This is a genomic window from Pseudomonas sp. (genome assembly GCF_030690725.1).
Taxonomy (GTDB): domain Bacteria; phylum Pseudomonadota; class Gammaproteobacteria; order Pseudomonadales; family Pseudomonadaceae; genus Aquipseudomonas.
In genome coordinates, this window is sequence record NZ_JAUYGD010000033.1 from 112,965 (window position 1) to 137,234 (window position 24,270).

At 60.2% G+C, this 24,270-nt stretch carries 21 protein-coding genes and 1 pseudogene; 19 read left to right on the forward strand and 3 right to left on the reverse strand.

All coding sequences use genetic code 11. The features are described from left to right. Positions 1-2: 2 nt before the first annotated feature. The 3 genes from rimM to rplS are packed head-to-tail and all read left to right on the forward strand — an operon-like array spanning position 3 to position 1,688. On the forward strand, positions 3-539 hold the full coding sequence (gene rimM / locus Q8O69_RS07020; protein ID WP_275961057.1) for a ribosome maturation factor RimM: 537 nt from the start codon (positions 3-5) through the stop codon (positions 537-539). A gap of 5 nt (positions 540-544) precedes the next feature. Further along, positions 545-1,297 (forward strand): tRNA (guanosine(37)-N1)-methyltransferase TrmD, encoded by a 753-nt coding sequence (gene trmD, locus Q8O69_RS07025; RefSeq protein WP_305590746.1) that lies wholly within the window; start codon positions 545-547, stop codon positions 1,295-1,297. 40 nt (positions 1,298-1,337) lie between these two features. Beyond that, entirely contained in the window at positions 1,338-1,688 is a 351-nt protein-coding gene (gene rplS, locus Q8O69_RS07030) for a 50S ribosomal protein L19 (RefSeq protein ID WP_090248568.1), read from the forward strand. A gap of 73 nt (positions 1,689-1,761) precedes the next feature. Here rplS and Q8O69_RS07035 read toward each other — a convergent pair whose 3' ends face one another. Further along, positions 1,762-2,436 carry a hypothetical protein gene (locus Q8O69_RS07035; RefSeq protein ID WP_305590749.1) on the reverse strand — a complete coding sequence of 225 codons (675 nt, stop codon included), beginning with the start codon at positions 2,434-2,436 and terminating at the stop codon, positions 1,762-1,764. Positions 2,437-2,660: 224 nt separating this feature from the next. Between Q8O69_RS07035 and xerD the strand changes: the two genes are divergently transcribed. From xerD to Q8O69_RS07065, 6 genes are all read left to right on the forward strand, one after another. Beyond that, positions 2,661-3,557, forward strand: coding sequence for a site-specific tyrosine recombinase XerD (gene xerD, locus Q8O69_RS07040; protein WP_305590750.1), 897 nt, complete (start codon positions 2,661-2,663; stop codon positions 3,555-3,557). 93 nt (positions 3,558-3,650) lie between these two features. After that, positions 3,651-4,376, forward strand: coding sequence for a thioredoxin fold domain-containing protein (locus tag Q8O69_RS07045; RefSeq protein WP_305590752.1), 726 nt, complete (start codon positions 3,651-3,653; stop codon positions 4,374-4,376). Positions 4,377-4,489: 113 nt separating this feature from the next. After that, entirely contained in the window at positions 4,490-5,794 is a 1,305-nt protein-coding gene (locus tag Q8O69_RS07050; RefSeq protein WP_305590754.1) for a homoserine dehydrogenase, read from the forward strand. 58 nt (positions 5,795-5,852) lie between these two features. Then, on the forward strand, positions 5,853-7,262 hold the full coding sequence (gene thrC, locus Q8O69_RS07055) for a threonine synthase (RefSeq protein WP_305590756.1): 1,410 nt from the start codon (positions 5,853-5,855) through the stop codon (positions 7,260-7,262). 90 nt (positions 7,263-7,352) lie between these two features. Beyond that, on the forward strand, positions 7,353-7,613 hold the full coding sequence (locus Q8O69_RS22135) for a ribosomal protein L7/L12 (protein ID WP_371136059.1): 261 nt from the start codon (positions 7,353-7,355) through the stop codon (positions 7,611-7,613). A gap of 31 nt (positions 7,614-7,644) precedes the next feature. Beyond that, positions 7,645-8,379, forward strand: a complete 735-nt coding sequence (locus tag Q8O69_RS07065; protein ID WP_305590758.1) for an ABC transporter substrate-binding protein — start codon at positions 7,645-7,647, stop codon at positions 8,377-8,379. A gap of 12 nt (positions 8,380-8,391) precedes the next feature. Here the strand turns inward: Q8O69_RS07065 and Q8O69_RS07070 are convergent. After that, positions 8,392-9,622 (reverse strand): annotated as a pseudogene (locus tag Q8O69_RS07070) (CaiB/BaiF CoA transferase family protein). Positions 9,623-9,927: 305 nt separating this feature from the next. Here Q8O69_RS07070 and Q8O69_RS07075 point away from each other — a divergent pair. The 10 genes from Q8O69_RS07075 to recJ all read left to right on the forward strand — a co-directional run bounded on the left by Q8O69_RS07075 (position 9,928) and on the right by recJ (position 23,458). Beyond that, positions 9,928-10,557 (forward strand): YjfI family protein, encoded by a 630-nt coding sequence (locus tag Q8O69_RS07075; RefSeq protein ID WP_275961065.1) that lies wholly within the window; start codon positions 9,928-9,930, stop codon positions 10,555-10,557. 4 nt (positions 10,558-10,561) lie between these two features. Continuing rightward, positions 10,562-11,263 (forward strand): PspA/IM30 family protein, encoded by a 702-nt coding sequence (locus Q8O69_RS07080; protein ID WP_305590760.1) that lies wholly within the window; start codon positions 10,562-10,564, stop codon positions 11,261-11,263. A gap of 56 nt (positions 11,264-11,319) precedes the next feature. After that, positions 11,320-11,964: an OB-fold-containig protein gene (locus Q8O69_RS07085; RefSeq protein ID WP_305590762.1), complete on the forward strand. Its 645-nt coding sequence runs from the start codon at positions 11,320-11,322 to the stop codon at positions 11,962-11,964. A gap of 27 nt (positions 11,965-11,991) precedes the next feature. Beyond that, positions 11,992-14,037, forward strand: coding sequence for a flotillin family protein (locus Q8O69_RS07090; protein WP_305590764.1), 2,046 nt, complete (start codon positions 11,992-11,994; stop codon positions 14,035-14,037). Positions 14,038-14,151: 114 nt separating this feature from the next. Continuing rightward, complete coding sequence (locus tag Q8O69_RS07095; protein ID WP_305590766.1) at positions 14,152-14,391, forward strand: hypothetical protein; 240 nt, start codon at positions 14,152-14,154, stop codon at positions 14,389-14,391. A 99-nt stretch (positions 14,392-14,490) separates the two neighbouring features. Then, positions 14,491-19,746 carry a DNA repair ATPase gene (locus Q8O69_RS07100; RefSeq protein WP_305590767.1) on the forward strand — a complete coding sequence of 1,752 codons (5,256 nt, stop codon included), beginning with the start codon at positions 14,491-14,493 and terminating at the stop codon, positions 19,744-19,746. Then, the gene (locus tag Q8O69_RS07105) at positions 19,743-20,303 is read left to right on the forward strand and encodes a rhomboid family intramembrane serine protease (protein ID WP_090387920.1); all 561 of its coding nucleotides are present in this window, start codon (positions 19,743-19,745) and stop codon (positions 20,301-20,303) included. Before Q8O69_RS07100 ends, Q8O69_RS07105 begins: the two co-directional genes overlap by 4 nt. Beyond that, entirely contained in the window at positions 20,304-20,993 is a 690-nt protein-coding gene (locus Q8O69_RS07110) for a phospholipase D-like domain-containing protein (RefSeq protein WP_305590770.1), read from the forward strand. A 74-nt stretch (positions 20,994-21,067) separates the two neighbouring features. Continuing rightward, positions 21,068-21,607, forward strand: coding sequence for a YaeQ family protein (locus tag Q8O69_RS07115; protein WP_305590772.1), 540 nt, complete (start codon positions 21,068-21,070; stop codon positions 21,605-21,607). 138 nt (positions 21,608-21,745) lie between these two features. Next, the gene (gene recJ, locus Q8O69_RS07120; RefSeq protein WP_305590774.1) at positions 21,746-23,458 is read left to right on the forward strand and encodes a single-stranded-DNA-specific exonuclease RecJ; all 1,713 of its coding nucleotides are present in this window, start codon (positions 21,746-21,748) and stop codon (positions 23,456-23,458) included. 65 nt (positions 23,459-23,523) lie between these two features. Here the strand turns inward: recJ and Q8O69_RS07125 are convergent, their stop codons facing one another. After that, entirely contained in the window at positions 23,524-24,195 is a 672-nt protein-coding gene (locus tag Q8O69_RS07125) for a transglutaminase-like cysteine peptidase (RefSeq protein ID WP_305590776.1), read from the reverse strand. Positions 24,196-24,270 lie beyond the last annotated feature (75 nt).

A 24,270-nucleotide genomic window follows, 5' to 3' on the forward strand; every position in this document is an offset into this window, starting at 1 on the left:
ATATGAGTGCGACGCCTGTTTCTACCGATGATTTGATCGTTATCGGCAAGATCTACTCTGTACATGGCGTTCGCGGTGAAGTGAAGGTGTATTCCTTTACTGATCCTGTTGCAAACCTGTTGCAGTACAAGTCCTGGACGCTTAGGCGCGAAGGCAGTGTCAAACAGGTAGAGCTGGTCAGCGGACGCGGGAGTGATAAGTTCCTGGTCGCGAAGCTCAAGGGTCTTGATGATCGTGAAGAAGCGCGTCTTCTCGCCGGTTATGAGATCTGTGTGCCGCGCAACCTGTTCCCTGAATTGGCTGACGGCGAGTACTACTGGTACCAGTTGGAAGGTCTCAAGGTTATTGATCAGGCAGGGCAATTGCTCGGCAAGATTGATCACCTGCTAGAAACCGGTGCCAACGATGTGATGGTGGTCAAACCCTGCACCGACAGCCTGGATGATCGTGAGCGCCTGTTGCCCTATACCGAGCAATGCGTGTTGTCGATTGATCTGAGTGCTGGCGAAATGCGGGTCGACTGGGATGCGGACTTCTAAGCCTGATGCCAAATCTGCGCGTTGAAGTCATTACGCTGTTCCCGGAAATGTTTGCCGCTATCAGCGAATACGGCATTACCAGCCGAGCGGTGAAGCAGGGTTTGTTGCAATTGACCTGCTGGAACCCGCGTAGCTACACCACAGACCGTCACCACACCGTGGATGATCGGCCTTTTGGCGGTGGCCCAGGCATGGTGATGAAGATCAAGCCGCTTGAAGATGCTTTGCTTGAAGCGAAGCACGCTGCAGGTGGTGCGGCCAAGGTGATTTACCTGTCGCCGCAAGGTCGCCAGCTGACGCAGTCAGCAGTACGCGAACTGGTCAATGAGGATGCGTTAATCCTGATTGCCGGCCGCTACGAAGGCATTGATGAGCGCTTTATTGAGGCGCATGTCGATGAAGAATGGTCGATTGGGGACTACGTCCTGTCTGGCGGTGAGCTGCCGGCCATGGTGCTGATCGACGCGGTAACGCGCCTTTTGCCTGGTGCATTGGGTCATGCAGATTCGGCCGAGGAAGACTCCTTTACGGATGGCTTGCTCGACTGCCCGCACTACACCCGCCCGGAGGTGTATGCGGATAAACGTGTTCCCGACGTGTTGCTTAGTGGCAACCACGAACACATCCGGCGCTGGCGTTTGCAGCAGTCCCTTGGTCGGACCTACGAACGACGCGCCGATCTTCTGGAAAGCCGCTCGCTTTCTGGAGAAGAGAAGAAGCTGCTGGAGGAATACGTCCGCCAGCGGGACGATAGTTAATGTATCGATGACCGGCCGAGGCCTGTCTTAGGAGCGCAGCATGACCAACAAGATTATTCAGCAGCTCGAAGCTGAGCAGATGGGCAAAGAGATCCCGACTTTCGCACCGGGTGACACTATTGTTGTCCAGGTTAAAGTGAAAGAAGGCGACCGTCAGCGTCTGCAGGCTTTCGAAGGCGTGGTAATCGCCAAGCGTAACCGTGGTCTGAACAGTGCTTTCACTGTTCGTAAGATCTCCAACGGTGTTGGCGTTGAGCGTACTTTCCAGACCTACAGCCCGCTGGTTGACAGCCTGGCCGTTAAGCGTCGCGGTGACGTACGTAAAGCCAAGCTGTACTACCTGCGTGACCTGTCCGGTAAGGCAGCACGTATCAAGGAAAAACTGGGCTAAGTCTCGGCTTTCCAATAAAAAAGCAGCCTTCGGGCTGCTTTTTTCGTTTCTGCGTTTCGATTATCGGGTGCGGTTAACGAAGGCTGATCTTCAGCGAAGCTTGCGACAGGTCGATGTCATGCAGGCTCAGGCTGCCCATGCTCTGGCCCTGGGGGGCGCCGGCGACGCGGATATTGTCGAAGCGCAGCTCGCCAATCGAGCTGGGCAGGCGCACGTTCACCGAGCCGTCGGCGTTGATCACTGAGGTCAATTTGCTGGTGTCGTACTGCACATCCTTCATCGAGGTTTCCGCCTCAAGGCTGCTCAGCACTGGCATCACCAGTTTGCTCAGTTGGCCGACGGTGCCCAGGCCATCACCGCTGCCGGCTTGGAGAAACAGGCCTTGCAGCACATCATCCAGGCCTTGGGCGCTGACATTGCTCAATTCCATGTCGCTCAGGGGGCGTAGGCCGCGCGGTGTTTGTTCCTGGCTGATGGCGTTGGGCGCGTTTTTCGGGGCGTCGGCGCTGGCGATCTGGAAGGGGCTGAGCAGCGCTGCAACCAGGGTGGCGGCCAGGCGCAGGTTGTTCTGTTTGCTGAGGGCCTTTTTCAGCTGGCGTTCGGTTAGCCAGCCTTGCTCGATCAGTGTCTCGCCCAGGCGTTTGTGGTTGGTCAGTTGCAGTTGAATGGCAGCATCCAGCTGGCCGCGGTTAATCAGTCCTTTGTTGATCAGAATCTGACCAAGACGTGAATGCTGTTGGCTGGACATGCGTGGGCACCGTTGTGCTGTAGTGGCGTGATGCAATCATGGTCTGCAAATGGCGCTCTGTCACCCTCCCAAAGATAGGGTGACGGCGGCTTTTCCTATTGCTCTCGCCACCGCTGGTCGGTTGTTTGTCGACCATTCGACGCGATGTTGTGTTCGTATGCTTAGCGCTGGCCCATGGCGCTGCGCTCGTAGACACTATCGGGCGTATCGTTTGAGGTTTCTTGATGCCAGCTATCGATCATCCGCTGATTGACCGTTTTCTTGAGTCGTTATGGTTGGAAAAGGGCTTGTCGGCCCACACGCGCGCTGCCTACCGCAGTGATCTAGCGCTGTTCAATGGCTGGCTGCAGGTGCGTGATGTGCAGCTGCCGGATGCGGGGCGTGAGCTGATTCTCGATCACCTGGCCTGGCGCCTGAATGAGGGCTACAAGGCGCGCTCTACCGCGCGCCTGCTCTCGGGCTTGCGCGGTTTCTACCGGTTTCTTCTGCGTGAACAGCTGATCAGTCGTGACCCGACCCTGCAGGTGGATTTGCCACAGCTGGGGCGGCCGCTGCCCAAGTCGCTGTCCGAAGCCGATGTCGAGGCCTTGCTGGCCGCTCCCGAGCTGGATGACCCGATTGGTCTGCGCGACCGGGCGATGCTTGAGGTGCTGTATGCCTGCGGTCTGCGTGTCAGTGAGTTGATTGGCTTGACGCTGGAGCAGGTCAATCTGCGTCAGGGTGTGCTGCGCGTCTTCGGCAAGGGCAGCAAGGAGCGCCTGGTGCCGCTAGGTGAAGAGGCGATTGCCTGGATCGAGCGCTACAGCAAGGAGGCGCGGCCGTTTCTGCTGGATGGCAAGCCCAGTGATGTGCTGTTTCCCAGCCTGCGTGGCGAGCAGATGACTCGGCAAACCTTCTGGTATCGCATCAAACACCAGGCCAAGGTGGCGGGGATTGCCAAGAGCCTGTCGCCGCATACCCTGCGCCATGCCTTTGCCACGCACCTGCTCAATCACGGCGCCGATTTGCGCGTGGTGCAGATGCTGTTGGGGCACAGCGATCTGTCGACCACGCAGATCTACACCCATGTTGCCCGCGCGCGGCTGCAGGAGTTGCATGCGCAGCACCACCCGCGAGGCTGAGAACGCCGTCCAGCCTGCGATGGTCGGTCTCTGTGGGCTTCTATGGTAGGCTGCGTGCATCTTTTGTTGGGTCGTTTTCTGCCGGGAGTTTGTATGCGTTTTAACCGCATTGTTGTTGCATTGGCCTTGGGTCTGGCCAGCAGCGTGGGCGTTGCCGCCGATGCCGATCAGGCTATCCGCAATAGCCTCAAAGCTATCGATCCGGCTCTGCCGATTGAGGCAATTGCCGAAAGTCCGATGCCTGGCGTTTATCAGGTCGAGCTGGCCGGTGGTCGGCAGCTGTACACCAGCGCTGACGGCCAGTTCCTGCTGCAGGGTTACCTGTTTCAGGTCAAGGACGGTAAGCCGGTGAACCTGACCGAGGCCGCTGAGAGCAAGGGCGTGGTCAAGCTGCTGGACGCCATTCCTGCCGCGGAAATGGTGGTGTTTGCGCCCAAGCAGCCGAAAACCCATATCACCGTATTCACCGACACCGATTGCGGTTATTGCCAGAAGCTGCACAGCGAAGTGCCTGAGCTCAATCGTCTCGGCGTTGAGGTGCGTTACCTGGCCTTCCCGCGTCAGGGCCTGGAAAGTGCTGCGGCCAGAGAGCTGTCGAATGTCTGGTGCGCCAAGGACCAGCAGGACGCCATGAACCGCGCAAAAAGCCGCCAGGGCGTGGCAGATGCGCAGTGCAACAGCCCGGTTGCCAAGCAGTACGCGCTGGGGCAGATGATCGGGGTTAGCGGTACGCCGGCCATCGTCTTGGCCAATGGCAAGATCATTCCCGGCTATCAACCAGCACCGCAGCTGGCGAAAATAGCCCTGGAATCCAAGTGATCTGAGGCGCGCGCCTGATTGACTAATAAACAGCCGCTTCGTATGGTGCGGCTCTTTTTCTACGGCCGGGGCTTGCTCCGGCCGTTTTACGCAGTGCAGATGGGGAGTTCAGTGTGAAACCGGTGAAAGTAGGCATCTGTGGGCTGGGTACCGTCGGTGGCGGTACGTTGAATGTACTCAAGCGAAATGCCGAGGAAATTACCCGGCGCGCAGGGCGTGGTATTGAAGTTGCCCAGATTGCCATTCGCTCGCCCAAGCCGCAGTACGACACCACCGGTATTAGCCTGACCAGCGATGTGTTTGAGCTGGTGAACAACCCTGAGATCGATATCGTTATCGAGCTGATTGGCGGTTACACCCTGGCCAAGGAGCTGGTGCTCAAGGCCATCGAGAACGGCAAGCATGTGGTCACCGCCAACAAGGCGCTGATCGCCGTGCACGGCAATGAAATTTTCGCCAAGGCCCGCGAAAAGGGCGTGATCGTCGCCTTTGAAGCCGCTGTTGCTGGCGGTATCCCGGTGATCAAGGCGATTCGTGAAGGCCTGGCGGCCAATCGCATCAACTGGCTGGCCGGGATCATCAACGGTACTGGCAACTTTATCCTCAGTGAAATGCGCGAGAAGGGTCGCACCTTTGACGACGTGCTGGCCGAAGCGCAGGCGCTGGGTTATGCCGAGGCCGATCCGACCTTCGACGTCGAAGGCATCGACGCCGCGCACAAGCTGACCATCCTGGCGTCTATCGCCTTTGGTATTCCGCTGCAGTTCGACAAGGCCTACACCGAAGGCATCACCAAGCTGACCACCGCTGACGTGAACTACGCCGAAGCACTTGGCTATCGCATCAAGCACCTCGGTGTGGCGCGCCGCACCGACGCTGGCATCGAACTGCGTGTACACCCGACGCTGATCCCGGCGGATCGCCTGATTGCCAACGTCAATGGCGTGATGAACGCGGTGATGGTCAATGGCGACGCTGCTGGCAGCACCTTGTTCTACGGCGCTGGCGCCGGCATGGAGCCGACCGCGTCCTCGGTCATCGCCGATCTGGTTGATGTGGTTCGCGCGCTGACGGCCGATCCGACCAACCGCGTGCCACACCTGGCCTTCCAGCCGGACTCGCTGTCCGATCACCCGATTCTGCCGATCGAAGCCTGCGAGAGTGCCTATTACCTGCGCATCCAGGCCAAGGATCATCCGGGCGTACTGGCCCAGGTGGCGAGCATTCTGTCGGCGCGCGGGATCAATATCGAGTCGATCATGCAGAAGGAAGTCGAGGAGCAGGATGGCCTGGTGCCGATGATTCTGGTCACTCATCGCGTGGTCGAAGCGCAGATCAACGAGGCGATCAGTGCCCTTGAGGCGCTCGAAGATGTGGTTGGCAGCGTTGTGCGTATCCGCGTCGAGCAGTTGAACTAATCAGCCTCTGGCCGCAGGCAGCTGCGGCTTTTAAAGATTCAACCGAAGGTTTGCCCTTATGCGCTATATCAGTACCCGTGGCCAGGCACCGGCCCTGAATTTCGAAGATGTGCTGCTCGCTGGCCTGGCCAGCGATGGCGGCCTGTATGTGCCGGAAAACCTGCCGCGCTTTACCCAGGAAGAAATCGCCTCCTGGGCTGGCCTGCCGTACCACGAGCTGGCCTTCCGGGTGATGCGCCCGTTTGTCACCGGCAGCATTCCGGATGCCGACTTCAAAAAGATCCTCGAAGAAACCTACGGTGTATTCGCCCATAGCGCTGTCGCCCCGTTGCGTCAGCTGAACGGCAACGAGTGGGTGCTGGAACTGTTCCACGGCCCGACCCTGGCCTTCAAGGACTTCGCCCTGCAGTTGCTTGGCCGTTTGCTCGATTACGTGCTTGCCAAGCGCAACGAGCGCGTTGTGATCATGGGCGCCACCTCTGGTGATACCGGTTCGGCGGCCATCGAGGGCTGCAAGGCCTGCGACAACGTCGACATCTTTATCATGCACCCGCACAACCGCGTGTCCGAAGTGCAGCGCCGGCAGATGACCACCATCCTCGGCGACAACATCCATAACATCGCCATCGAAGGCAACTTCGATGACTGCCAGGAAATGGTCAAGGACAGCTTCGCTGATCAGGGCTTCCTCAAGGGCACGCGTCTGGTGGCGGTCAATTCGATCAACTGGGCGCGGATCATGGCCCAGATCGTTTACTACTTCCACGCGGCCCTGCAGCTCGGCGGGCCTGCACGCTCCATCGCGTTCTCGGTGCCGACTGGCAACTTCGGCGATATTTTCGCCGGTTACCTGGCGCGCAATATGGGTCTGCCGATCAGCCAGCTGATCGTTGCGACCAACCGTAACGACATCCTGCACCGCTTTATGAGCGGCAATCAGTACGTGAAGGACACCCTGCACCCGACCCTGTCGCCGTCCATGGATATCATGGTCTCGTCGAACTTCGAGCGCCTGCTGTTTGACCTGCACGGTCGCAACGGCGCGGCGATTGCCGAGTTGATGGCCACCTTCAAGCAGGGCGGCGGCTTCAGCGTTGATCAGGATCGTTGGACCGAAGCACGCAAGCTGTTCGACTCCCTCGCCGTGGATGATGCGCAGACCTGCGAAACCATCACCGAGGTGTTCAACGAGTGCGGTGAGCTGCTCGACCCGCACACCGCGATTGGCGTGCGTGCCGCCCGTGAATGCCGTCGTAGCCTGGCGACGCCGATGGTCATCCTGGGCACCGCGCATCCGGTGAAATTCCCGGAAGCCGTTGAGAAGGCTGGCGTAGGCCAGGCGCCGGCGTTGCCGGCGCACCTGGCGGATCTGTTCGAGCGTGAAGAGCGCTGCACGGTACTGGCCAATGATCTGAAAACCGTACAGAGCTTTGTGGCTCAGCACGGCAATCGCGGCAAGCCGCTGTAAGCCTGGCGCTGGTCAATAAAGCCGGTACCCGCAAGGGGCCGGCTTTTTTTGTGGCTATGCTCTGGGAAGGTTGCTGGAGCGGGGTGTGTGATGGCTGAGTTTGATCAGGGTTTACCAGTGGAGGTGGTGGCGGCACTTGAGCGCGGGCAGAAAATCGAGGCGATCAAGCTGCTGCGCGAGCTCAGGGGGATGGGTTTGAAAGAGGCCAAGGATGCCGTGGATGGCTACACGTCTGAGCGACGGGCGGGCGGTGTATCGGTGGTGCAGTCTGGTGGGCATGGCGGTATCTTCTGGTTGTTGGGTTTGCTCGTGCTGGGTGCTGCAGTCGCCTGGTGGTCTGGCGCGTTTTAGCGGCAGTGTGTTGTGCAGTAGAGGTAGTCGGGTGAAGTGGTTGATCAAGGCGGTTGTGTTGCTGTGCGGTATCTATTTCCAGGCTGGCGCTTACGCCGCCACCTTTGAAGTCGGCTTTTATAACTACCCGCCGATGATGATCGAGCAGGGTAAGACCGGTATCTATCAGGATATCTTCGATGAGCTAGGCAAGCTCACGGGCGACACCTTCAGCGTGCAGTACTACCCCTATCCGCGTATTGGCCTGCTGTTCAACGGCGGGCAGCTCGATATCGAGCCGGGTGTTTATCCGGGGTGGGTGCAGGGGCAATCGACGCCTGGGGTGTTTTCGGTGCCGTTTGGCAAGGTTGTCGATGTCATGGTGTTTGCTCCGGGTAAAGCTTTCCCGGTGTCGCGGCCTGAGGATTTGCGCGGCAAGTCAGTGGGGTTGGTGCGGGGCTATGCCTACCCTGACCTGCGTGCGTTGATCGAGGCGGGGCAGCTTGATCGGCGCAATGCGCTGAATGAAGCGCAGTTGCTGGAAATGTTGGCCAAGTCGCGGTTCGATCAAATTGTGGTCAACAAGGCGATTGCCCAATACAGTCTGGTCAAGAATCCGGAGTACCGTCACCTCGAAATCGGCGACGTGATGAGCTCTTTCGATGTCAGCATGCGCATTCATCCTCGCCACGAAGCCTGGTTGGATAAGCTCGATGCGGCCATTTTGATGCTCAAGCGGCGCGGGGTTATTGAGGGGATCTACGCCAAATATGGCGTTCACCTTTAGCGGAGTGGTTGATCAGATGGCGCCCTCACTGCGCAATTGGGCGATCTGTTCACCGCTGTAGCCCAGCCCGCTCAGCACCTGTTCATTGTGCTCGCCCAGCTCCGGGCCGACCCAGTTCACTTCACCCGGTGTGTCGCTGAGTTTGGGTACGATGCCGGGCATCTTGAAGGCTTTGCCGTCTGGCAGCTTGGCCGACAGAAGCATTTCTCGGGCGAGAAATTGCGGGTCATGGAACATGTCCTCGGCGCTGAAAATGCGGCTGGCAGGCACCTCGGCCTGGTTCAGTGCATCGAGCACCTGCTGCAGCGGCAATGAGCCGACCCAGCGATCAATCACGCCATACAGCTCGTCGCGACGCGCATCACGGCCGTCATTGCTGGCCAAGGTCGCGTCGTCGGCCAGGTCCTGGCGGCCGATGGCCTGCATAAAGCGCTTGAAGATCGCATCACCGTTGGCGCCGATCTGGATATGTTTGCCGTCGCTGCTGGTGTGAATCGAGGAGGGGGTGATGCCGGGCATGATGTTGCCAGTGCGCTCGCGGATAAATCCGAACACATCGAACTCCGGCACCATGGACTCCATCATGGCGAAGATCGCCTCATACAGCGCCACGTCGACCACCTGGCCGCAGCCGCCGTTCACTTCACGATGACGCAGCGCCATCAATGCGCCGATCACGCCCCACAACGCAGCAATCGAGTCGCCAATGCTGATGCCGGTGCGCACCGGCGGGCGGTCCTCGAAGCCGGTGATATAACGCAGTCCGCCCATGGATTCGCCCACCGCGCCGAAACCCGGCTGATCCTTCATCGGGCCTGTTTGACCGAAGCCCGACAGACGCACCATCACCAATTTAGGGTTCAGTGCATGCAGCGCGTCCCAGCCCAGGCCAAGTTTCTCCAGCACGCCGGGGCGGAAGTTCTCAATAAGAATGTCGGTCTCGCTGAGCAGCTTCTTCAGCACCTCACGCCCGGCCTCGTGCTTGAGGTTAAGGGTGATCGACTGCTTGTTGCGCGCCTGCACAAACCACCACAGCGAAGTGCCCTCATACAGCTTGCGCCACTTGCGCAGCGGGTCGCCGCCGTCCGGTGACTCGACCTTGATCACCTCGGCGCCAAACTCCGCGCAGATGCGCGAGGCAAACGGGCCGGCGATCAGGGTGCCGAGCTCAATCACTTTCAGGCCGGCGAGGGGTTTGTTGGCTGTGCTCATAAGGGCTTCCGTTGGGCGTTAGGCTGGCCAAGGCTATTCGATTGTGAGGTGCTGCGTCATATTTCAATGCTCGCTATCGGCCGCTGCGGCTGCGATGGGGTTGGCAGATTTAGCTGTTTAGTTGGCCGCTGATATGGCGTTAAATTGCTGCCACGAACGGATGCTCGGTATTGCTGGCCCTGGATGGTTCCCCTCCTGCGACTTTTCCCTGTGTGTTCTCTGTGGCGCTGCTCTTGAGCGGTTCGCTTGTGCTCGCCTGAGAATCAACAAACATGCGCTTTAAAATATTACATGTGATGTGTTGATTCATTACATGTGTAGGTCTAGTCTGCGTTCATGGAAAGCAAATCATCAGCCCATTACCAGCGTCTCTTCCGTCAACGTCTGCGCGAGCAGGGATTGGTGAAAAAAGAGGTCTGGATACTGCCAGAGCATGCCCCGCTGCTTATGGCATTCGAGCGGAAACTTCGCCAGCCGCACTCAGTAAAGCTGGCTTCAATGGAAAAGGAGGAGGGTATGAGCATGCCGCAGGTTTGGACTGCACAGGCTTTATACGATGCACTGTCGGCTGTTGAGCTATTCAAGGGCGGGCAGGCGAGCATCGAGCTGATTCAGAGCTCGGATGCCAGCTTGCACGTGACCATGCACGACTATGGCGATCTGCCTTTGTTTGTCGCCGTATTTGGCGAGCAGATCGTGGTCGAGGGCCTGCTGTGGCCTGCCGCCGATGTGCGCGACAGTGCGGCGTTCAACGAGCAGGTGCTGCGTACCCACAAGCTGTTTCCACTGTCCTCTATCGGTCTGGAAACCCTGCCGGACGGTCAGCCTTGCTACACCATGTTTGGTGCGCTGAGCTCGGCGTCGACCTTGACCGATGTGGTGTTCGAGATTGAATTGCTGGCCGACAACGTGATCAAGGCCACCGAAGCCTATGAAGGCTTCCTCAAAGCCGACGCTAAGGAGTGATGCTATGAACGTCTGGAGCAAATTGCTGACGGCGCTGCGGGGCGGCGCCAATGAAGTGGGTGAGGCCGTGGTAGATGGTCAGGCGCTGCGTATTCTCGATCAGGAGATTCGCGATGCCGATCTAGAGCTGCGCAAGTCCAAGGAAGCCTTGGCTGAGATTATGGCCAAACAGAAACTGGCCAGTGATCGACTGGGCAAGAGCACGGCGAAGATCGCCGAGTATGAGCAGTACGCGCTCAAGGCTCTGGATGCAGGCAATGAAACCCTGGCCAAGGAAGTCGCCGAGAAGATCGCCAATCTGGAAACCGAACAGGCCAGCGACCGTGAACAGGCCGATGGTTTTGCGGCCAGCGTGGCGCAGTTGCGCAAGGCCGTGACTCAGGCGGAAGGGCATATCAAGCGCCTGAAACAACAGGTCGATACGGTCAAGGCCACGGAGAGCGTGCAGAAAGCGCAGATGGCCGTGGCGCAGCGCTATGGCGGTTCGCAGGCCAAGTTGCATACCGCCGTCGAGTCGCTGGAGCGCATCAAGCTCAAACAGGCCGAGCGTGCAGCCATGATGGAAGCCAATGCAGAGCTGGCCGCCACCAACGCGCCGGATGACGCCCTGGAGGTCAAACTGCGGGCTGCCGGTATTGTGCCGGACAACGCCAGTGCTGATAGCGTGCTGGCACGTCTGAAGAGTAAGGCCAAGCCAGAAGCCTAAACGGCCAATGCGGGGGCTGCGGCTGCCGCTTCTTCGACTAGCAGGATGTAAAGAAGATGGAGCTATTTATACAGACCGCGCTGTCGTTCCCCGTGGTGCTGCTCAGTTTTGCACTCTGCGTGGCGATTCTGTATTGGCTGGTCGCAGCCATGGGGATTGTCGATGTCGATCTGTTGGATATCGAAGTCGACTCGTCGCTGGAAAACCACGCGTTGCAGCCCGAAGGCCTGGCCGGTTTGTTACTCAAGCTGGGCCTCAATGGCGTGCCGGTGACGTTGATTCTCACCCTGCTGTTCTTTTTTGCCTGGTTCCTCTGCTATTTCGCCGAGCTGTTCTTGTTGCGCTTTCTGCCTTTGGGCATTTTGCGTTACCCCCTGGGTTTGCTGGTGATCGCCGCTGCGTTGATCGCCGTGGTGCCCGTGGTGAGCCTGTTGGTGCGGCCCTTGCGCCCGCTGTTTCTCAAGCTGGAGGCCACCAGCAGCAAGTCCGTACTCGGGCAGGTGGCCATCGTGCGCAGTGGTCGGATAACGTCCACGCAGGGTGAGGCGACGCTTGAAGATGGCGGTGCCGGGCTGATTTTGCGTGTACGTGCCGATGAGGCGCAGGGATTCAAACGTGGCGACCGCGTGGTGTTGCTGGAGTACCTGGAGGCCGAACACGCCTATCGGGTGATTACCGAAGACGAGTTCAAGGGCATCTAGCCCGTTTATCAAAGGAGATTGATTGTAATGAGCCTCGAGCTGCTAATGCCTTTTCTGACCGGTGTAGGTCTGTTTTTCCTGGTTATTTTTGGCTTTTTCGTCCTGTTCAAAGCCTTCTATATCAAGGTGCCGCAGGGCACTGCGCTGATCGTCAACGACATGTCGTCGACGCCCAAGGTGCATTTCACCGGTGCCCTGGTATACCCGGTGATCAACCTCAAGGAGTTTATGAAGATCTCCTTGATCACCCTGGAAGTGGACCGCCGTGCCAAAGACGGGCTGATCTGCCGCGACAATATGCGCGCCGACATCACCGTGGCCTTCTACCTGCGGGTTAACGAAACCCAGCAGGACGTGCTCAAAGTGGCCAAGGCCATCGGCGTGGAGCGCGCGTCTGACCGTTCAGCGGTCAATGAGCTGTTCAACGCCAAGTTCTCCGAAGCGCTGAAAACCGTTGGTAAGCAGTTCGATTTCGTCCAGCTGTTTGAGAACCGCCAGGATTTCCGCGACCGTATCGTCGAGGTGATCGGCAACGACCTTAACGGCTATGTGCTGGAAGACGTGGCCATCGACTACCTGGAGCAAACCTCCAAGGCGTCGCTCGATCCGAGCAATATTCTCGATGCCCAGGGCATCCGCAAGATCACCGAGCTGACCGCCGCACAGAACGTCATCACCAACGAGCTGGAGCGCAACGAAGAGCTGGCGATCAAGAAAAAGAACGTTGAAACACGTGAGGCCACACTGTCCCTGGAACGCCAGGAAGCCGATGCGGTTGCTCGGCAGAAGCGCGAGATCGAAACCATCCGCGCCCGCGAGCAGGCCGAAACCCTCAAGGTGCAGGAAGAAGAGCGCCTGAAGTCCGAGCAAGCACGCATCCACACCCAGCAGGAGCTGGATATTCGCGCCGAGAACCATCAGCGCGAAGTCGAAGTGGCGCAGCAGAACCGCCAGCGTGCGGTGGTGATCGAGGTTGAAAAAGTCACCCGCGCCAAGGACCTGGAAATCGTTTCCCGCGAACGCGAAGTCGAGCTGCAGCGCATCGAGAAAGAAAAAGCCCTGGAAGTCGAGCGCAAGAATATCGCCGGGGTGATCCGCGAGCGCGTAGCGGTCGAGAAGACCGTGGCTCAGGAAGAAGAACGCATCAAGGAAGTGCGTGAAGTGTCTGAAGCCGACCGCGCCAAGCAGGTCATGGTGCTCAATGCCCAGGCCGAAGCCGAGCAGGAGCTGGTGCGCCAGGTCAAACAGGCCGAAGCCGACGAAACTCGTTCCCAGCACAAGGCCGTAGAAATCAACAACCTGGCTCAGGCCGAGTTGGAGGCCGCGGCCAAGCAGGCCGAAGCCAAGAAGAAAATGGCCGAAGGTATCGAGGCCGAGCGCGCCGCGCCTGGCCTGGCCGATGCGCGGGTGCGTGAAGTCACCGCCGCAGCTAAGGAGAAGGAAGGCCTGGCCGAAGCCCGCGTGCATGCTGAGCAGCTGATTGCCGAAGCCAAGGGCGACCAGGAGAAAGGTCTGGCCGAGGCGCGGGTGACCGAAGCCAAAGCAGCGGCCAAAGAGAAAGACGGCCTGGCCGATGCCAAGGTGCTGGAAGAGAAACTCGGTGCTCAGGCGCGCGGCGAAGAACAGCTCGGCGCGGCCAAGGCCAAAGCCACCCAGGACCTGGGTATGGCCGAAGCCCATGTGCTGCTGGAACGTTTGAATGCCGAGGCCGAAGGTCTGGGCAAGAAGTTCGGTGCTCTCGATGCACTCAGCGACAACGCGCGTCAGCACGAAGAGTTCCGCATGCAGCTGGAGGCGAACTTCGACGAAGCCATGGCTGCCATCGCCGCCAACAAGGAAATCGCCAAGGATCAGGCCGAAGTGCTCTCGGCGGCGCTGTCCAAGGCGAAGATCGAGATCGTCGGCGGCGAAGGCGACTTCTTCAACTCCTTCGCCAAGTCGCTGTCGGTGGGCAAAGCCATCGAAGGCGTGGTCGGCAAGAGCCCGGTGGTGCAGGACGTGTTGGCCCGTCTGCTGAATGGTCGTGTCGGCGAAAGCAAAACGCCGGCGGCAGTGGATAGCAGCGAGAGCTAAGTGCTTGCCGGTAACGGCTGAAAGCTAGCGTCTTCGCAATAAGTTGGATGTTCTCTTGGGGTTGGCGAAAGCCAACTCCTTGAATGGCCCGTTTATCTCTAATTAGGAAGTCTTATGTCGGAATCACGGGATTATCTGGAAATGTCGTTTCGCTCGATCCAGTGCTTCGCCAATGACGGCCGCCTGGATGTGCAGGAACTGGGTGCGCTGCTGGCTGTTGCTGAGCGTGATGGGGTGATTGATGACAATGAAATTCGCGTGCTGAAGAAGATCATTGCTCATATCAAACCCGAAGAACTCGATCAGGCGATGCGCGACAAACTTGCCGAAATTGCCCAAAAGATTGGTGCCTAAAAAGGGTGAAGCCATGTGCTTCGCCCATGGGGCTGGCTGAAGCCGCCCCTCGCTTTATCCCACCTTGCTAGCAGACAGCGCAGATTCAGGAAGACCACGATGTCGGATGCTCCAGCCGTAGCCCAACCACAGGATGTATTGGACAAGGCCGTCGCCGAAGGCGGTGCCTACGAGGTGCTGCACAAGCGCCTGCAGGAGCAAGGCCTGCGCCTGCGCCAGGCCACCGAGGCGCTGAACGCTCAGCGCTTGCAGGAGTTCGGCAGCAGCCAGATGGAAGTGGTCGGGCGGGTACGCATCCGCACCGAGAACAACTGCACGGCCCGCGATATCGTTCAGGTCGGCGAGAACCTGCTGTTCGGCTACAACGTGTTCCTCGGCCTGAAAAAGGAAACCCGCGTCGAGGACGTGTTCTCCCTGTATCGCCTGAGCGAGCAGGACGAAGGCTATGAAGCCGAGAGCGTGGCGCTGGCCGACAGCTTTCTCGGCCAGAGCAGCTTCGTTAACGACTTCAATGAGCTTTACACCTATTACAAGAACACCCGCTTGCTGCAACTGCTGGTGCGCGACGGCAAGCTGCTGGCCAGCTTCCAGATCGGTGAGCGGATCAGTGATATCCGGGTGTTCCGCTGGTCGATCTCCCTCGACGGCAAAGAAGTTCGCTATATCGATAACCGCGGCGAGCGCGATATAGCGCTGCCTGAGCCGTTCGATTTCGAATGGCAAAAGACTTCCCGCGAGATGGTAGTCAACGGTCGCCATCCGCATATGAATATCCTCGACACCATCTTTGTCGAGACCATCGGCGGCGACCTTACGGTCAAGGTCGAGAACAACACCGAAGACGGCCTGGGCATCTACCGCGAAGCGGTGCTGGACAAGACCCAGTCGCTGGATGACGCGCAGATCGAGTACGCCAAGCTTGGCAGTCTGATTCTGCTGAAAGTCCTGCCATACCGCGAAGAGCAGTGGCGTTACCTGGTTTTCAACAGCCTGACGCGCAAGGTCGAGCGCATCGACGCCATCGGCCTGGCCTGCGTGCAGCTGCCGGAAGACCACGGCATCATCTTCCCCGGTGGCTACTACCTGCAGAACGGCGAGTCCAAGGCGTTCGAGCAGCCCATGGCCGGCATGCGCTTCAAGCGCGCGGTGCGTTCGCCCAATGGCGAGGACGTGCAGTACATCTTCTACCACCCGGAAGAAGGCCGCTCGGCGCTGTTTACCTACAACATGATCAATCGCCAGCTGCACAACCCGATCTTCGGCCACGGCTACGCGCGCCTGGAAGACGGGCGCATGGTGATCTTCGCCGCCGAAGGCACGGAGCCGACCCGTATCCATCCGATGCAAATCTGGCAGACGCCATTTTGCAGTGATGATTTCGCCGCTCGCCAACCGGTGCGCGGCGGCTTCTTCGGGCGCATCGGCAACGCCGAGCTGGTACGCGGCGTCTCCGATCTGCTGGGCCTTAGTCGCGAGATTGAAACCCCGGAAGTCTCGGTGCAGCGCTACACCCAGCTGTGTCAGAACACCCGCCGCCTGTTCGACGTCTACCACTGGCTGGGCGATGCCCAGTGCCAGGGCATGGCGCCGCTGCTGCGCGAGATCGCCTCCACCGGCGAGCTGGTGCTCGACGAGTTCGAGAAAGTCGAGAGCATTCGTCAGCAATCGGCCCGCGCCATGGCCGAAGCGGAAACCCGCCAGCAGGCGCTGCTGTCCGGCCTGCTGATCGACAGTTGGGATGAGGTGCAGCACTTCGTCGACGCGCTCAATGGCATCAATGCCCTGCGCGGCCAACTGCTGACCATTCGTGATTACCGCTATATCGATGTGGCGCGTATCGACGCCATGGAAACCGAGCTGCTCGCCGCCCAGGATCAGGTCGCGACTGCCACCTCGGCCTTTCTCGCCAGCCCGGCGGCGCTGCAGCCCTATGTGCAGCAGTTGGCCCAGCTCGACGCCCAGGCGCAGAAAGCCGAAACCGTCAGCCAATTGAACGAGCCGCTGGTAGCGCTGCAGGCCATGGCCGGCAATCTGGATATGCTCTCCAGCCTGATGGCCTCGCTGCCAATCGACGACGCCACCCAGCGTACCGAGATCGTCGAGTCGATTTCCGAAGTCTATGCCCGTCTTAACCAGGCCAAGGCCCGTGCCGAACAACGGCGCAAGGGCCTGGGCTCGGCAGAAACCGTGGCGCAGTTCGGCGCCCAGTTCAAACTGTTCAGTCAGGGCATCACCAATGCCCTGGCCATGGCCCAGGACCCGGAGCGCTGCGACGAACAGCTGTCGCGTCTGCTGGTGCAGCTGGAAGAACTGGAAAGCCAGTTCGGCGATCAGGAGCAGTTCCTCGGCGATATTCTGGCCAAGCGCGAAGAGCTGCTGGAAACCTTCGAGGCGCACAAGCAGGCGCTGCTCGACGAGCGTCAGCGCAAGGCCCAGGGCCTGCTAGATGCCGCGCGGCGGATTCTGGAAAGCCTTGGCCGGCGCATCGCGCGCCTGACTCAACCCGATGAGCTGAACGCCTTCTTCGCTTCTGACCCGTTGATTCTCAAACTGCGTGAACTGGCCGAGCGCTTGCGCGAGCTGAAGGACAGCGTCAAGGCCGAGGATGTCGAGTCGCGCCTCAAGGCCGCCCGCGACCAAGCTGTGCGCAGCCTGCGCGACAAGAGCGAGCTGTTCGAGGAGGGCGGCAACGTCATCAAGCTCGGTCCGCGCCACCGCTTCAGCGTCAACACCCAGGAGCTGGATCTGACTCTGATGCCGCGTGGTGATCAGCTCTACCTGCACCTGACCGGCACCGAATTCCTCGAACCGCTGCGTAACGATGAGCTGGAAGCGCTGCGCGATTACTGGCAGGTGTCCCTGGAGTCCGAGTCCGCCACGCTGTACCGCGCCGAATACCTGGCCGGCGAAGTGCTGGCGGCCGCCGATACCGGACGCGATGGCCTCAGCCTGGACCTGCTCAAACAGCAGCTGGCCCAGCCGGAGGCGCTGATCAAGAGCATTCGCGACTTCGCTGCGCCGCGCTACAAGGAAGGCTACGAGAAGGGCATCCACGACCACGATGCGGCGCTGATTCTCACCCAATTGTTGCCGCTGCGCGACAGCGCTGGATTGCTTAGCTACGGCGCCTTGCCCCGTGGTTTCGCCAGCTTTTTCTGGGGCCAGGCGCAGCGTCGCGACGATGCCAAGCAGTGGCCGCAGCGCGCGCGCAGTGCCCGCCATATCCAGCAGTTATTCGGCCAGCGCGACAGCCTGCTGCAGTTGCAAGCGGAAATCGCCGAGGTCATGACCGGTTATATCGCCCAACAGAACATGAGCCTGAGCCAGGTGACGCTGGCTGAAGCGGCGGAATACCTGGTGCAGGAACTGGCCGCCGAACGTATCGAGTTCGTCTTCAGTAAATACGCCCGCGAGCTGCTGGCCGGCCTGCAGGCGCGTCTGCAGACGGCGCATATGTGGGATGTGTATCAGCAAACCCTGACGCAACTGCACGAGCGCCCGGCGGCGCAATGGGCGCTGGTGGAAAACTGGCTGCGCGGCCTGTGCGCAGCAGAGGAGTTCGCCGCACTCAGCGCCTATGTGCCTGAGGCCGTGGCCTTGAGCCTGCTCGCCGAGGACGTGCCCAAGCGCATCACTGAGGTTGATCTGCGTTTTACCGCCAAGGAGTTGATGGGCGAACACCCGCGCATCAGCGAACGGCAACTGGTGCTGGCGGTGGACGATTTCTTCGCCCGCCTGCGGGTGCATCGCGAGCAGTTTTTGCCCGGCTTGCAGCGCTACCAGGCACTGCGCCAGGAAGTGGTGGCGCGCGAGCGCGAGGCGCTGCGTCTCAATGAGTTCAAGCCCAAGCCGCTTAGCTCCTTTGTGCGCAACAAGCTGATCAACGATGTTTACTTGGGCGTGATCGGCGACAACCTGGCCAAGCAGATGGGCACCGCCGGGGAGAACCGCCGTTCGGACTTGTCCGGCTTGCTGATGCTGATTTCACCGCCCGGTTACGGCAAGACCACCCTGATGGAATACGTTGCCCACCGCCTGGGTCTGATCTTTATGAAGATCAACGGCCCGGCCTTGGGCCACGAAGTGCGCTCGCTGGACCCGGCCCAGGCGCCGGACGCCACTTCCCGTCAGGAGCTGGAAAAGCTCAACCTGGCGCTGGAGATGGGCAACAACGTGATGCTCTATCTCGACGATATCCAGCACACCCACCCGGAGTTTCTGCAGAAATTTATCTCGCTGTGTGACGGTACACGGCGTATCGAAGGCGTGTGGAAGGGCCGTACGCGCACCTACGACATGCGCGGGCGCAAGTTCTGCGTGATCATGTCGGGCAACCCCTACACCGAGTCCGGCGACGTGTTCAAGATCCCGGATATGCTGGCCAACCGCGCCGATATCTATAACCTCGGCGACACCCTGGGCGGCATGCAGGAAGCCTTCGCTCTGAGCTATATCGAAAACGGCCTGACCTCCAACCCGGTGCTGGCTCCACTGGCCACCCGTGAGATGGCCGATGTCTACCGCTTTGTCGCCAAGGCCGAGGGCAAGCCGTTCTCTGCCAACGAGCTGAGCCACAGCTACAGCGGCGCGGAGATCAATGAAATCGTCACTACCTTGCAGCGTTTGATGCAGGTGCGTGATGTGGTCGGCCGGGTCAACCAGCAGTACATCGCCAGCGCTGCCCAGGCCGATCAGTACCGCACCGAGCCGCCGTTCAAGTTGCAGGGCAGCTACCGCAACATGAACAAGATGGCGGAGAAAATCAGCTCGGTGATGAACGATAGCGAAGTGCTGCAACTGATCGCCGATCACTACCAGGGCGAATCCCAGCTGCTCACCACCGGCGCCGAGGAAAACCTGCTCAAGCTTGCCGAGCTGCGCGGCAATATGACCGATGTACAAGCCGAGCGTTGGACGCAGATCAAGCGCGACTTTATGCGCAACAAGGCCATGGGCGGCAGCGACACCGATGTCGGTGGACGGGTGGTGGCGCAGCTTAATGATCTGGTCGAAGGTGTGCGCGGCCTGGCTAAGCTGGCGCCGGGCGAACAACCCGCCGCGCCGACGATTCCCTGGGCCGAGCTGCTCGCCGGGCTGGATAACCTGGGCAAGCTGCGCCCGCAGGTGGAGGTGATTACGCCGCCACAACCAGCGGTGCAGAAGGTGCTGGAAAGTCTGGCCGACAGCTTGCAAAACAGCTTTCTGCCATTGATCAACGCCATGGACAAGAAGATCGATATCGACCTGCGCACCCACAACCGCATGCTGGAAATCTCTACCCAACTGCGTGATCTGGGCGAGCAACTGGGCCATGAGCAGCGCCTGGGTGGCGACAGCGCAAGCGAAACGCCATGAAGGCCGGGCTGTTGCCGCGCGTGCAGCTATTGCTGGGCATCGCCGCACTGATGTTGGTGTTGCAGCTGGGTAACAGCCTGAGTGGTTACAGCCTGAATCTCTGGGGCGTAATACCGCGCCGGCTTGAGTCATTGCCGGGCGTGCTGTTTGCGCCTTGGCTACATGGCGGCTGGATGCACCTGCTGAGCAACCTCAGCGGCCTGCTGGTGCTGGGCTTGCTGGCCCTGCTGGAATCGCGACGCGACTTTATCCAGGCCAGCCTGTTTATCATCCTCGGCAGTGGGCTGTTGGTCTGGCTGTTCGGTCGCGAGGGTATCCATGTCGGCGCCAGCGGCTGGTTGTTCGGGCTGTGGGCGCTGCTGCTGGCGCGCGCCTGGTTCCGCCGCAGCTGGCTCGACCTGCTGCTGGCGGTGCTGGTGTTCTTTCTGCACGGCGGCTGGGTTTTCGGTCTGCTGCCGCAGCAGGGCGTCTCATTTGAATATCATCTGGCCGGCGCGCTCTGCGGCGGTCTTTATGCTGCCTGGCGCTACACGCCGCGCGCACGACAGGGAGGTTAAATGGATTTCAATCGTCTCGACCAACAGCTGCGTGACAGCCTGGCCGATTTGCGCCTGAGCAATGAAGAGCGTGATGAGTTGCGCCAGCTGGGCAGTGACCTGGGTCAGGATCAAGTGCGCTACCTGCGTAACCGCGCCTTTGCCCTGGTGCGTGAGTTGGTGCAGGCCGATTTGAACAATAGCGAGCCAGCGCTGAAATGGCTGGAGCAGGTGGTCAAGACCCTCGATGCCAGCAGCAGTCCACCTCGTCCGGCTCTGGCCAGCGCGCACTTCAGTCCCGGCGATGATTGTTTGCGCAAGATTCGCGAGCTGTGCCGGCAGGTGCGTACATCGCTGGATATCTGCGTGTACACCATCTCCGATGACCGCCTCAGCGAAGAAATTATCGCCTGCCATCGCCGCGGCGTTGCCGTGCGGGTGATCAGCGACAATGAAAAGCAGTTCGACGAAGGCAGTGATATCCAGCATCTGATCGCCCAGGGCGTGCCGCTGCGCATCGACGACAGCCCATATCACATGCACCACAAGTTCGCGTTGTTCGACGCTAACCTGTTGCTTAACGGCAGCTTCAACTGGACCCGCAGCGCCACCACCAGCAACGAGGAAAACCTGCTGGTAACCGATCATGCGCTGCTGGTCGCCAGCTACCGTAGTGAGTTCGACAAGCTCTGGGCGCGCTACGCCCGCTGAGCGTTCCGGTTCGTGATGGAGCAGCCTTTGCGGTAGACTTGCCGGCTTATTCGACCAGTCAAGAAGCCCCGTCCATGGCCCTGCCGTCTACCACTTACAAAATCGAGCTGAACCTCACCGACATGGACCGCAGCGTCTATGAAAACCTGCGTTTCACCGTGGCCAAGCACCCTTCGGAAACCGAAGAGCGGCTGGCGGCGCGCCTGGTTGCCTATGCCTTGTTCTATCACGAGCACCTGGCGTTCGGTCGTGGCCTGTCCGATGTGGATGAGCCTGCGTTGTGGGAAAAGAGCCTGGATGACCGTGTGCTGCACTGGATCGAAGTCGGCCAGCCTGATAGCGACCGTATTACCTGGTGCTCGCGGCGTACCGAGAAATTCAGTCTGGTGGCCTATGGCAACCTGCGCGTATGGCAGACCAAGGCGCTCGATCCGGTGCGCAGCCTGAAAAATATCAACGTCGTCGCCCTCGACCAGGAAGCCCTGGCCAAGCTGGCGCTGGACATGCCGCGTTCGCTGAACTGGAGCGTGATGATCAGCGACGGCGAACTGTTCGTCACCGATGAGCGCGGCCAGCATGAGCTGCCGATCGAGTGGTTGGCTGGCGAGCGCTGAGTCGCTGGTGACTGTAGCCCGGATGCAATCCGGGGGCGGTTGATGCCTGTGCCCCGGATTGCATCCGGGCTACGTCGTTCAATTGCTGCTGCGTTTAAATTCCGGCGGGTTGCACCCGCCCTACAGATAAGAATGCCCATGCGTATCGAATCCCGCCTGCTGCCTGAAAACCTGCCTGATCTAGGCGCGCTGCCGCCACTTCTGACCCGCCTGTATGCCGCTCGCGGCGTGCAGTCCGCTGCCGAGTTGGATAAAGGCCTGGCGCGCTTGATTCCGTATCAGCGGCTCAAGGGCATGGACGGGGCGGTCGAGCTGCTGGTGCAGGGGTTGCAGCAAGGCCAGCGCATGCTGATCGTCGGCGACTTCGATGCCGATGGTGCCACCGCCAGTACTGTGGGGGTGCTCGGTCTGCGCATGCTCGGCGCGGCGCATGTCGATTATCTGGTGCCCAATCGTTTCGAATACGGCTATGGCCTGACTCCGGAAATTGTTGCGGTGGCGCTTGAGCGCGAACCGCAATTGCTGATCACCGTGGATAACGGTATCTCCAGCGTCGAGGGCGTCGCGGCGGCCAAGGCCGCTGGTTTGACCGTACTGGTCACCGATCACCATCTACCCGGTGCTGAGTTGCCAGCGGCGGATGCCATCGTCAATCCCAACCAGCCAGGTTGCGAGTTCCCCAGCAAGGCGCTGGCAGGGGTTGGGGTGATGTTTTATGTGCTGCTGGCGTTGCGTGCGCGGCTGCGGGAGATGGGCTGGTTTACTGCGCAGCGCCCGGAGCCAAACCTGGGTGAGCTGCTTGATCTGGTGGCCCTGGGTAGCGTCGCCGACGTGGTGCCGCTGGATGCCAACAACCGCATTTTGGTGCATCAGGGCCTGGCGCGGATTCGCGCTGGGCGGGCACGACCGGGCTTGCGCGCAATTCTCGAAGTGGCCGGGCGCGATCATCGGCGCATCACCTCTACCGATCTGGGTTTTATCCTCGGCCCACGGCTGAATGCGGCGGGGCGTTTGGACGACATGGCGCTGGGCATCGAGTGCCTGCTCTGTGAAGACGAAGCCCTGGCCCGTGATATGGCGGTGCAGCTCGATCAGCTCAATCAGGATCGCAAAGCCATCGAGCAGGGTATGCAGCGCGAGGCCTTGGCCCAACTCAAGGACCTGCCGCTGGAAGATATGCCCTTTGGCCTGTGCCTGTTTGAGGCGGATTGGCACCAGGGGGTTATCGGTATCCTCGCCTCGCGGATGAAAGAGCGTTATCACCGTCCGACCATCGCCTTTGCCGATGCCGGCGATGGCGTACTGAAAGGCTCGGCGCGTTCAGTGCCGGGGTTTCATATCCGCGATGCGCTGGATGCCGTGGCCGCCAAACATCCACAGCTGATCAGCAAATTCGGTGGCCACGCCATGGCTGCTGGGCTGTCACTGCCGCAGGCGAACTTCACCGCCTTTGCCGCCGCCTTCGACGCCGAAGTGCGCCGCCAGTTGTGTGAGGACGATCTGACCGGGCGGTTGCTGTCCGATGGCGCCTTGTCTATCGAAGAATTCCACCTGCCGTTAGCCAAGGAGCTGCGCAATGCCGGACCCTGGGGTCAGCATTTCCCCGAGCCGCTGTTTCATGGCGTATTTCAGCTGGTGCAGCAGCGTGTGGTCGGTGAGCGGCATCTCAAGGTGGTGCTGAAAAGCGAATGCGGCAGCGTGCAACTCGATGGCATCGCCTTTGGTGTGGACCGCGAGATCTGGCCAAACCCAACCGTGCGCTGGGTCGAGCTGGCCTACAAGCTGGACGTCAATGAGTACCGTGGGCAGGAAAGCGTTCAGCTGCTGATCGCCCATATTCAACCGCGTTAGGCACTACCAATGCTTTCGGTCGCCCGGATTGCGCTGCGCTTATCCAGGCTACGGGTAAGAAGGTATTAGCTGCGTGGTGCGGAAGGTGCCGAGCCATCGGCCAGGGCGCGTTCGCTCAGCTCATTCCAGCGCGCAAGAAACTGCGGAGGCTGGCTGACGCGCTGCGGCGACTTGGCCAGGAACACGCCGTGGTTATTGAAGGAGTACACCGGCAACAGATCGCCACGCTCACTGGCCGGGCGGATGCGCGGGTCCAGGTTGTCGAGAATCAGCGGTTGCTCGCTGGCGCTGGGGTAATAGGCCAACACCATATGCGCCTGGTTCTGCTTGAGCGCCTTGACGAAGGTCAGGCGCAGCTTCTCGCTCGGTACGCCCATGCGCACCAGGCTGAAGTATTTGGCGATGGCGAAATCTTCGCAGTCACCTTTGCCCAGGCTGAGTGTTTGCGCCGGCGTTGCCCAGTAATCGTCAGCTCCCCAAGCCTGCTGGTCACTGACAAAACTCACTGAACGGTTGATAAAGTGGTTGACCCGCTCCAACTGCGCGCGCTCGTCGTCGCCGGTTGAGTTATCGAGCAGGTTGAGCCAGCTGGCCAGGCGCGTGTCACTGAGCGCCGCCGCCAGGGCGCTGTGCTGGGTGCTCGGTGCATCGGCCACCAGCACCGGGCTGAATAGCCAGCAACTGGCAAGCAGGCTGCGCAGCAGGCGGTGAGTGGGGCGATTGGCGCGTGGGTGCATGGCGCGAAGTCTCCGGCGTCGGCTCTTGATAGCCTTTTGCCGTTGCGAGGTTTGTGTCCGTCATCCTATCGGCGT